The sequence below is a fragment of the Moraxella nonliquefaciens genome (genome assembly GCF_001679005.1).
Taxonomy (GTDB): Bacteria; Pseudomonadota; Gammaproteobacteria; order Pseudomonadales; family Moraxellaceae; genus Moraxella; species Moraxella nonliquefaciens.
Genome location: NZ_LXTW01000032.1, coordinates 563,533 through 573,714 on the forward strand (window position 1 = coordinate 563,533; position 10,182 = coordinate 573,714).

Consider the following 10,182-nt stretch of genomic DNA (forward strand, 5'->3'; position numbering starts at 1 on the left):
CTCCTTAAATCATTTTAATAGATAATCAATACTAATCATCTATCATGATTAACGGCTCATCTCATAATGTCGCTCTACATCAGCAGATACCACGCCCCACGCAGACGAACGCACACGAGCTTGATGAAAGTCAAAGGCTTCTTTGTTCACAAATTCTTCATAAACCCAAAACTTATCGACATCGCTGTTGTCTTGTGTGATTTGAAATATCAAACAACCACTTTCTTGGCGTGTTAAGTCAATGTGTTTTTTAAGTTCATCTAAAATAACTTGCCGATTGGTTTTAGGAATGATGATATGGCCTTTTAAGACAACTTTTGCCATCACAAAGAAAGCGTCCGCTCCCCCCGTGCAATGCCAATCACACCACTTCGCACCACCTCTAAAATGCGTTCACGACCAATCACATCAATAAAGCCGTCCAGCTTGGCAGCGTCCCCTGTGATAAGAATGGTATAAAGGCTTGCTGATACATCAACAATTTGGGCTCTAAAAATATCTGCCGTACGATACACCTCTTCACGGTACGCCCCCAATGCTCGCACTTTAATAAGCATGAGTTCTCGCTCAATCTGACTGCCACCAGAGACCTCCGATAGGTTTTGGACTTTGACCACTTCAATGAGTTTATGCAGTTGTTTGGTGATTTGCTCAATCTTATCAGCCGTGGTAATCGTGGTCAAGGTAAGCCGTGATAACGTAGGGTCTTCGGTAGCGGCGACGTTTAGCGTATCAATGTTATAACCACGCTGACTAAACAGCCCGACCACACGAGACAGCGAACCTGCTTCATTTTCCATCAGTACCGAAATCAGATGTTTTTGTAACTGTGCCATTAGGTACGCTCTCCTTTTGATAACCACATATCACGCATGGACTGTCCTGCCACTTGCATGGGGTAGACATGTTCATTTCTATCCACATACACATCAATAAATACCAAACCATCCATTTCTAGGGCTTGTTTTAGCTCTTGTTCCATAGTGGCAGGGTTGGTGATTTTTACGCCTTTATGTCCATAACTTTCTGCCAATTTGACAAAATCAGGCAATGACTGCATATACGACTGGGCGTGTCTGCCTTCATAAAGCATGTCTTGCCACTGCTTGACCATACCAAGCTGAGCGTTGTTTAAATTTAAAATCTTAACAGGTAAATCATACTGTAAACAAGTAGAGAGCTCTTGAATGTTCATCTGAATTGAACCCTCGCCTGTGATACAGACCACCATCTTATCAGGACAAGCAAGTTTTGCCGCCATGGCATAAGGCAGACCCACACCCATCGTGCCTAGCCCACCTGAGTTTAGCCATTGGCGTGGCTCATCATACTTGTAATACAAGGCTGCAAACATTTGATGCTGACCGACATCACTGGTGATGATTGCCTTACCCTTTGTGAGTTTGCATAACGTCTCAACAACACGTTGGGGCATGATGGCATGGATATTAGCATCTGTATCATCACCATAACGTAAGCCATGACGCTTACGCCATTCATTAATTTGTATCCACCAGTCGGCAAGAGCATGCTCATCTAGGCGTCTATCCGCCGATTTGATGATATTGACCATTTCGGTTAAGATAGGCTTAACATTGCCTACGATGGGAATATGGGCGTTAATGGTTTTTGAGATGGAAGTTGGGTCAATGTCAATATGAATGATGGTGGCATTGGGGCAGAATTTATTGACGTTATTGGTTACACGGTCATCAAATCTTGCCCCCACCGCTAAGATGACATCAGCATGGTGCATAGTCATGTTGGCTTCATAAGTGCCGTGCATGCCCAGCATACCAACAAATTGCTCACTTGTGGCAGGATACGCCCCAAGCCCCATGAGTGTATTGGTAACGGGCAGATTGAGTAAATTGGCAAGTTCACGAAGTTCAACAGATGCCTCCCCTTGTACCACGCCACCGCCAGCATACAACACAGGGCGTTTGGCAGAGAGCAGCACATCTAGGGCTTTTTTGATTTGACCGCCATGCCCCTTAGAAGTCGGCTGATAAGAGCGAATGTTAATCTCGCTTGGCATAAAGTAATCAAATTTATCAGCAGGGTTGGTCATGTCTTTTGGAATGTCCACAACCACAGGGCCAGGTCTGCCTGAACTTGCGATAAAGAAAGCCTTTTTGATGATTGTAGGAATCATAGCAGGGTCACGCACAACAAAGCTGTGTTTCACCACAGGGCGAGACACCCCAATCATGTCGCATTCTTGAAAGGCATCATCGCCGATTAAGGTACTCGGTACTTGTCCTGCCAACACCACCATGGCAATGCTGTCCATAAACGCTGTGGCGATGGCAGTAACGGTATTGGTCGCACCTGGCCCTGATGTCGCCAGCACCACCCCTGTACGTCCTGTAACACGGCTATAAGCATCCGCCATGTGTCCTGCCGCCTGCTCGTGGCGAACCAAGATATGTTCTATTTTGTCTTGCTTAAATAGGGCATCATAAATGTGTAACACCGCCCCACCAGGATAGCCAAAGACATACTCCACACCCTCATCAATCAAGGCTTGTACCAACAACTCCGCCCCACTCATGGCAACGGTTTCGCCACGGGCAAGTTTTGCTTGATTTTCATGGAAATGTTTGGCGGCATCTGCCGTTTGGGTGTGCCCTGTCATGTTGGGGGCTTGGGTGGTTTGCTCTGTCATATCAATCCTTTTTCCCAAAATGGGTTAACAAACAAACTTACCAAAGACGTGGTACAAGGACTGACAAATGAAGTGAAAATGTCGTCTTGCAGACCGGTAAGTCCTGTGCAATGTTAAACCGATATGAATAAACGGTAATTTATTCGTTGGGGCTTAACAAACGTCTTTTTGATAAAGAACGCTGACTTATATAACTAATTTTTATAAGTTAGAAAACTTTTAATAAATTTAGTTATTAAAATTAAGATTTTGCTATCTTACCCCAAAATGTCTTTTTTGCCAACAGTTTTTTTAATATTCTTGTTAATTTTTTCAAATAACACTAACATTTACTCAAAAAGTGATAAATACCGCATTTATCTGCCTAATTGGTCTTGATTTTATCGTGGTTTTGTTGCAATATTAGCATTATTTTTTGCCGATTGTGGATAGGTGTTTGCATCATCCAACATTAAGGATTTTTTTCATGAAATTTCACACTTTGACCGTTTTACTTCTTAGCATTGCCACTTTGGGTTCTTATGCACATGCTAATAGTGTTGATGTCTATCATATCATCAGTCAATCTAGGTACATGCAGTTACCACCAAAAGACATGGTTTGTACGCATGTTGACATTAAGGATGGCAAGGATTGTAAAATCATCTCCATGCGTCAAGATGGTCGTGTCGCTGATGCAGGTCATATACCAGAACAAGCCCAGCAGCAACAGCAGATGCCATCACCTGAGACTCAACGTATCGCCGAACTAGAACAACAAAACCAAGCCCTACAAAATCAAGAGCTTGCCAGTCGCTGTCAGTCGCTACGTGCCAATTTCGCCAACCTAACCATCGGCGGCCGCATCTATGAAACCAACGCAAATGGTGAGCGAGTTTATCTCAATGACCAAGAAATCAGTTCAAGACGCCAGCAACACGAGCAGATGATTAACCAGTATTGTCAAGGTCTATAAGCCACGCCACGGCTTTGTTAAAAGTGATAAAAACCCCACAAATAGCGTGGGGTTTTTTGGCTAAATTTTTTGTTTACGTAATGTTGATGGTAAAATCCCCATCGCCTCGCGGTATTTGGTTACCGTTCGCCGTGAAATGCTCACGCCCTGCTTTTCTAATACGCCAGTAATATAAGCATCTGATAATGGTTTTTTGGGGTCTTCATCTTGAATCATACTTTGGATTTGGGCACAAATGGCGGTTGATGATATCTCACCATCTTCACTGTCCACACCAGATGAGAAAAAATATTTTAAAGGGTATAAACCTTGTGGGGTGAGCATGGTTTTGTTCGTGGTCAGTCGTGAGACAGTAGATTCGTGCAATCCAACCTCATCGGCGACATTCTTTAAAGTCAAAGGAATCATCGCCTCCACACCTTGCTCCATAAACCCCTGCTGACGGCGAACGATACAACTGGCCACTTTAAGTAGATTTTGGTTGCGTTCATCAATGCTACGAATAAACAGACGAGCATCGCTAAGCTTATTTTTAAGGTAGACATTATCATCGCCATCATCGCCTTTTTTGATGAGACTGGCATATTCTTGGTTGATTTTTAAATTGGGAATAACCTCCTGGTTTAGTAGCACTCGCCATGCATCAGTATTGGCGACATTAACCAATGACTTTTTGGCATATTTATCCTTTGTTTTTTCTAGGGCAATGACTAAAATGTCAGGGATATCAATGCTTTGACTGATATTGCCCTCATTTTTATAAAATTTAGAGGCAGGTTCAGGATTTAGACCACGGATAATCGCCATCGCCCCCTTTATCTCGGCAGCACTTAGGTCAGTATCCTGCATGAGTGCTTTGATGTTATTGGTCTGTAAATGAGTGGTTGCCCCAAGCACCATATAAGCTTCATCAGCAAAGGGCAAATCAGGGTTGTCTTTTATCAGTTCATCCAGTTGTAATCTTAGGCATTCAGGCAGATTTCTTGCCCCCACGCCCGTTGGTGAACATGCCTGAATGCGTTGTAGCACTGAGACTATCTCAGGCGGGCTAATCGTCTGCTCCCACTGATAAAAACTGGCAAGGGTCGCCAAATTCTGATACAACTCATCCACGCCCAGACGAACATAACCCATCTCATCCATGGCATCTAACAGATAATCCAAAATCAGCGTCTCTTTGGCATTCATGGGACTAAAATTCATCTGAAAACGCACATGCTCTTGAATGCTGGTGTGAGTCGCTCCCCAAAATTCATACTCATCATTATGCCTACCTGCCACACCAAAATCACCATGATATTCAACATCAAAGGCATATACATTATCCCAAGCTGTATCCATTGCTCCATCATCAAAACCAGACTCAGTCAGTTTATCATAGCTGTCGCCGTCAAAAGGTTCATCAAAATTATCTGTATTTGATTGATCGTTTTTTTGCCAACCATTATCTGTCCAGTCATCCAAAGTCAGCTCATCGCCGTCAAACTCCATTTGCACACGTTCATCAACCCGTTCAAGCAAAGGGTTATTTTCTAGCTTCATTTGTACCTCTTGTTCTAATTCAAGGTGCGACAAAGCCAAAAGACGGATTGCCTGTTGCATTTGTGGGGTCAGTTTTTGGGATTGGTTTAAGCCAACGCCCAAGCCAAATGAGAGACTCATAGGTGTGTCATCATCCTAACTTTTAAAATGGTTTAAAATACCTTTCAATTTTATGAATTTTACAACATTTTGGCATAATTTTTGCATGGATTTTGCCAAAAGGCGTCAATTTTACGACATAATACCCAAGCGATATCCAATGATTGTTATTTTGTAATTTTTTCGTTAAAATTCATCACAATCATCCGCTTGCATCAACCAGTTGACACCAACCAAAATTTGCCCAAACAAGCAAATGAGATTATCATAAATTCCAACACCCTTTGACCAACAACCAACAACAGCCATGCCAAAGATTGCCAACATTCAGCTAAATTCCCAAGATAACATTGACAATAATCTTATCATCATCCAAAAATCCATTCATGCCGCCAAACACGGTGGAGCAGATTTGGCGGTTTTGCCAGAAAATGCCTGTATCATGGGGCCGCAAGGACAACTTGCCAACCGTTTTCATGAAATGGTAGATTTTTATGCACGCCTTGCCCATGATACAAATATGTATATTTTGGCAGGTACACTGCCCTGCCTTACTCGTCCTGATGGCACACCCACGGACGACAGATTCCGCCAAAGTAGCCTACTCTTTGACAATCAAGGCACACTCATCGCCCGTTACGACAAAATTCACTTATTTCGGGCATCGGTGGCTGACGGTGTGGGCAACTATGATGAAGGGCGTACCTTTGAAGCAGGTGATACACCCATGGTTGTCTCTTGCGTGATAGCTGGCGTAACAATCGGTGTGGGAATGATGATTTGCTTTGATGTACGCTTTTCTGCACTGTGTCAAAAACTTCGGAGCATGGGAGCGGATATCATCACCGTGCCATCTGCCTTTACTCACACAACAGGTAAAGCTCACTGGCAATCTCTACTGACCGCTCGGGCATTAGACAGTCAATGCCTTATCATTGGCTCAGCACAAGGTGGCAGGCACCATTTTACTCACAAAGACAAGCAACACACTCGCCAAACGTGGGGGCATGGCATGATGGCGGATGCCAATGGGCAAATCATCAGCAGTACCAATAAAACAGACGGTGGGGATTTTATGATAACCTATGCTGATTTTGATAAAGATGAGCAAGATGATGTTCGTAAAAACATGCCAATATTTAAATGTCAGGTAGATTTATAATCAGGATTTACTGGCAAATGCCCTAGGATGTGCCTTATCATAAACCTTGGTCAGCAACCCAAAGTCCACATGGGTATAAATTTGAGTGGTACTAAGATTGCTATGTCCCAAAAGCTCCTGCACCGCACGCAAATCACCGCCAGATGACAATAAGTGTGATGCAAAACTATGACGAAGCAAATGTGGATGCAAGTTTTGGGCGATGCCTGCACGAGTGGCACACAAAGACAGACGAAGCTGTATCGCCCGCTTGCCCAACCTTTTGCCATATTGTTCACTGATGAATAACGCTGTGATGGTGTTACCTGGTTTGGTGGTTTTGTTAGCGACTTTCTTGGCTTGCCACATTGTCCGATAAGGCAGATAGGCATTAATGGCTTGCACCGCCTTAGCACCGATGGGAACGATACGCATTTTTTTGCCTTTGCCCAACACCCTAACCAATTTGGCACTCAAATCCACATCCGCCATATCAAGAGAGGCAAGCTCTGCCAAACGCAATCCACTACTGTACATCAACTCAAACATCGCCTTATCTCGCACCCACAAATCCGCCTGCTTGGGGTCATCAGGTGATGCTTGCTCCAACAACTGTTTCATCAAATCCACATCCAACACCACAGGCAGGGGTCTGGGGGCAGATTTTAGGCGATAACCGATGGTCGGATTGTGGATTTTTGTCTTGTCATCCGCTTTTTGTTCTTGTTCCTTGATGGCAAACTGGTAGAGGCATTTGATGGCAGAAATGTCTCGCTTGACACTTGTCGTCTGTACCCCATCCTGCTCCAACCTTGTTACAACATACCGCTCCAAATCCTTGGTACTGCACGCCTGCCAGTTTAGACCATGATGCCCCAAAAATCCACCAAAACGACATACGCTCGCCTGATATGCTGACAGCGTGTGGGATGAATAATTTTGTCTCATCAATGATGACAGCCAACGCTCTATCACCAATGACATATCCCCAGACATGCTGTGAGAAATCATTCGGCTAAGGGGCATCTTATCGCCAGAGACATCATGGGTTTGCCCTGTTTGATTGCTTTGGGCGGGCAAAGTATCACTGGGTGAGAGTTTAAGGGTGTGGGCGGATTGATTTAAAATGGCAGACAGTCGCATGGTTGTTGGCTATATATGATATTGGATTGGGTGATTGACTTGGATAATAATTGACAAAATTAAATCAAGCATTATCAAACATTAATCATCTTAACATATTTTGACACAATGACCAAATTATTTTGTATTATGTTAAATACATTTGCCATTTGCCATTTGCCAAAATAATCATCGCATCACCACACACACACCACGTCAAGTCTTTGCATCTTAAATGACAAAACAGCATAAAAACAAGATAAAAGGCAAGGTGATGACAATCATAACGCAGATTTTTGGTGATATTTACGGTATAATAAAAGGTTAGTATAAAAATTGATAAGGCGAACGATGGACATTGTACAATATTTACATGGGTTGGTATCAAGCTCCATGGGCATCTCAAACCAAGACACAAGTGCAGATTTGTTAAAACAGTATTATGCCCTAAGTGCGGCACGCTTGATTGAACTTGATGACAATTTTGACAGCACCCACGTTAAAAATCATAACCTGGTCGCCTTATGGGGCATACAAGCAGAACCTTTGGCAAAGCGTTTGGCACGCAGTTTTCACATGGATGAACAAACCACAATGACACTGCTTAGAGCCATTACCCCACCGATGATGGTAGAGGTGGCAAATTTGGCAGGAGGTGATGGGCTGATTGTTTTTTTGGCACAGAATTTTGAATCAAGTCGCACGCATTTGCCTGCATGGTCATCCCAGTTCATCCAAAGTTCATTAACTCAAAAGATTGAACAATTAAACACACAAATGCCAACCGCTGATGGGGCATCTGGTAATTTTGACAGCCCCGCTCATCCTGCCAATGACAATGGCTCTAATACGCCCCCAAGCGATGACCAACAAGACCATCATCTCAATCATGATGACATCAATCAAAATAACGTTCATCACAGTATTTATAACAGTATTTATAATAATACAAATAACGACACAACTGCTAATATAAATAACAACCTTATCAATCATAAACCCATCAAACCTAAAATAGCACGCTCAAATCCTTTGTTAATCATACTGGGAGTAACTCTCATCACTTTGACTGTTGGGGGTGTGGCGTGGCATCTACTAAAAAACAAATCAAAGACAGTCGTCATCGATGACCCCAATATCGCCACGCACATCGCCACACCTACCGTCAAATCCCTAAACTCACCTCGTCTGTCGCTGACATCAGGTGAAAATGGCACGCTGTACGCCTGTCAAGCTGAGATAGGTAATGCCCAGCTCAAAGAGCAGTTGCTTAATGTGTTACAAAACAACTTTGGACAAATTGGCTGTATCATGGATATTGATGATAATTTTGGCACATCAATGACAGGATTAGAGCGTTTAGAGAGCATCATGGCGATGATTAAGTCTGAACCATTCACCAGCATTGAGATTGTTGGCAATCACATCTATGTCAATACACCAAAGATGGACATCTTACCCAGAATCATCAATGACATCGCCCTACTCGCACCACAATTTGAAGTATCGCCTGCCCCTGCTTTGGACAGAAAAAGTGCTATCAGTCAAAGTTTTGAGCGTGCCACTGCTGCCCTAAATAATTTAGATGACCCCCCTGACAGTTATGATTTATCACGTTCGGCAAATCTTGGCATTATTGACTTTAATGGCAGAGATGAGTTACCTACCAACAGTCATGAGATGCTATCATTGCTGGCAGAAAAAATCAAAACCAACTCCCACATCAAGCTTATCATCGTAACCCACACCAGTGGCAAAGATGGCACTGACCGCATGGCAAATCTGAACCTATCGCAAAGACAAGCAGAAGCGGTCAAAGACTTTTTGGTGGGGCAAGGGGTAAATGATGAGCAGCTGACCCCCAAGGGCGTAGGTGACAGCTTTCCTGTGTCGGACAACGTAACCGAGTTGGGACGCTTTAAAAATGAACGAACAGAGTTTTTGGTATATGATGAGACAACTTTATCTGCACTCAATGTAGACATCGCTCAGCTGTTACCAGAGTCAAACGCCATCATGATGCCCCCCACCACATACATGCCTGACCAAAATATGCCCATACAAGGCATGCCTGATGGCAATTATTTGCCCCAACCTGTGCAAAATGCACAGCCAGTCATTATAGGTAACCACCCCACCCAGTATCAAGCCCCTACCCCATCAGATCATATCGGCACCAACATGCCTCTGACGCCATCGCCAGACACCATACCCAACTTACCTGATGACTTTTTTAGACTCAGTGATTCCACGATTGGTTCTGAACAAGAGCCGGGCATACAAAGAGAGTTGCGTTAAGCATCAAAAACTCAAAATAACAAAACCTGTGTTCAATCACAGGTTTTTTATTCATCAAAATGTAATATTTTTAAATAAAATTTACAATATAGCAATACAAATGAAATAAAATATGCTTGTTATTAATGCCACAAAATACCGTAAATTTATCATTTATAAGATTTTATGAAAATTTAGGGCTGACATTTTCGTATAAAAATATAAAATTAAATTAATTACAAATACTTATAAAAATCCACAATATCATTAATGAGTTTTTCTGATATTAATCATTTGCCAAAACTAATATCATTTTGTATAATACTGTTAATATTGAGTATGATTATTGTTAATAAACATTATTAAGATAAGTTTAAA

Annotated in this window: 8 protein-coding genes; 3 read left to right on the forward strand and 5 right to left on the reverse strand. The window is 42.7% G+C overall.

Annotated features, from left to right (window positions below; genetic code table 11):
- Positions 1 to 48: 48 nt before the first annotated feature.
- The 3 genes from A7456_RS09540 to A7456_RS09550 are packed head-to-tail and all read right to left on the reverse strand — an operon-like array spanning position 49 to position 2,554.
- A complete protein-coding gene (locus A7456_RS09540) occupies positions 49 to 324 on the reverse strand; it encodes a putative quinol monooxygenase (RefSeq protein ID WP_067009894.1) in 276 nt (91 codons plus the stop codon).
- A complete protein-coding gene (gene ilvN / locus A7456_RS09545; RefSeq protein WP_067009897.1) occupies positions 324 to 836 on the reverse strand; it encodes an acetolactate synthase small subunit in 513 nt (170 codons plus the stop codon). The genes A7456_RS09540 and ilvN overlap by 1 nt, the downstream gene beginning before the upstream one ends.
- On the reverse strand, positions 836 to 2,554 hold the full coding sequence (locus A7456_RS09550; protein WP_227713316.1) for an acetolactate synthase 3 large subunit: 1,719 nt from the start codon (positions 2,552 to 2,554) through the stop codon (positions 836 to 838). Before A7456_RS09550 ends, ilvN begins: the two co-directional genes overlap by 1 nt.
- 580 nt (positions 2,555 to 3,134) lie before the next feature.
- On the opposite strand from A7456_RS09550, the gene A7456_RS09555 reads away from it, so the two are divergent.
- Positions 3,135 to 3,623, forward strand: a complete 489-nt coding sequence (locus tag A7456_RS09555) for a hypothetical protein (protein WP_066888130.1) — start codon at positions 3,135 to 3,137, stop codon at positions 3,621 to 3,623.
- A 60-nt stretch (positions 3,624 to 3,683) separates the two neighbouring features.
- Here the strand turns inward: A7456_RS09555 and rpoN are convergent, their stop codons facing one another.
- Positions 3,684 to 5,285: an RNA polymerase factor sigma-54 gene (gene rpoN / locus A7456_RS09560; protein WP_067009903.1), complete on the reverse strand. Its 1,602-nt coding sequence runs from the start codon at positions 5,283 to 5,285 to the stop codon at positions 3,684 to 3,686.
- Between the two features lie 286 nt (positions 5,286 to 5,571).
- On the opposite strand from rpoN, the gene A7456_RS09565 reads away from it, so the two are divergent.
- Entirely contained in the window at positions 5,572 to 6,426 is an 855-nt protein-coding gene (locus A7456_RS09565) for a nitrilase-related carbon-nitrogen hydrolase (protein WP_067009906.1), read from the forward strand.
- Here A7456_RS09565 and A7456_RS09570 read toward each other — a convergent pair whose 3' ends face one another.
- Positions 6,427 to 7,548, reverse strand: coding sequence for a tyrosine recombinase XerC (locus tag A7456_RS09570; RefSeq protein WP_145916113.1), 1,122 nt, complete (start codon positions 7,546 to 7,548; stop codon positions 6,427 to 6,429).
- Between the two features lie 330 nt (positions 7,549 to 7,878).
- Here A7456_RS09570 and A7456_RS09575 point away from each other — a divergent pair, with 330 nt between their 5' ends.
- Positions 7,879 to 9,825: an OmpA family protein gene (locus tag A7456_RS09575; RefSeq protein WP_067007343.1), complete on the forward strand. Its 1,947-nt coding sequence runs from the start codon at positions 7,879 to 7,881 to the stop codon at positions 9,823 to 9,825.
- Positions 9,826 to 10,182 lie beyond the last annotated feature (357 nt).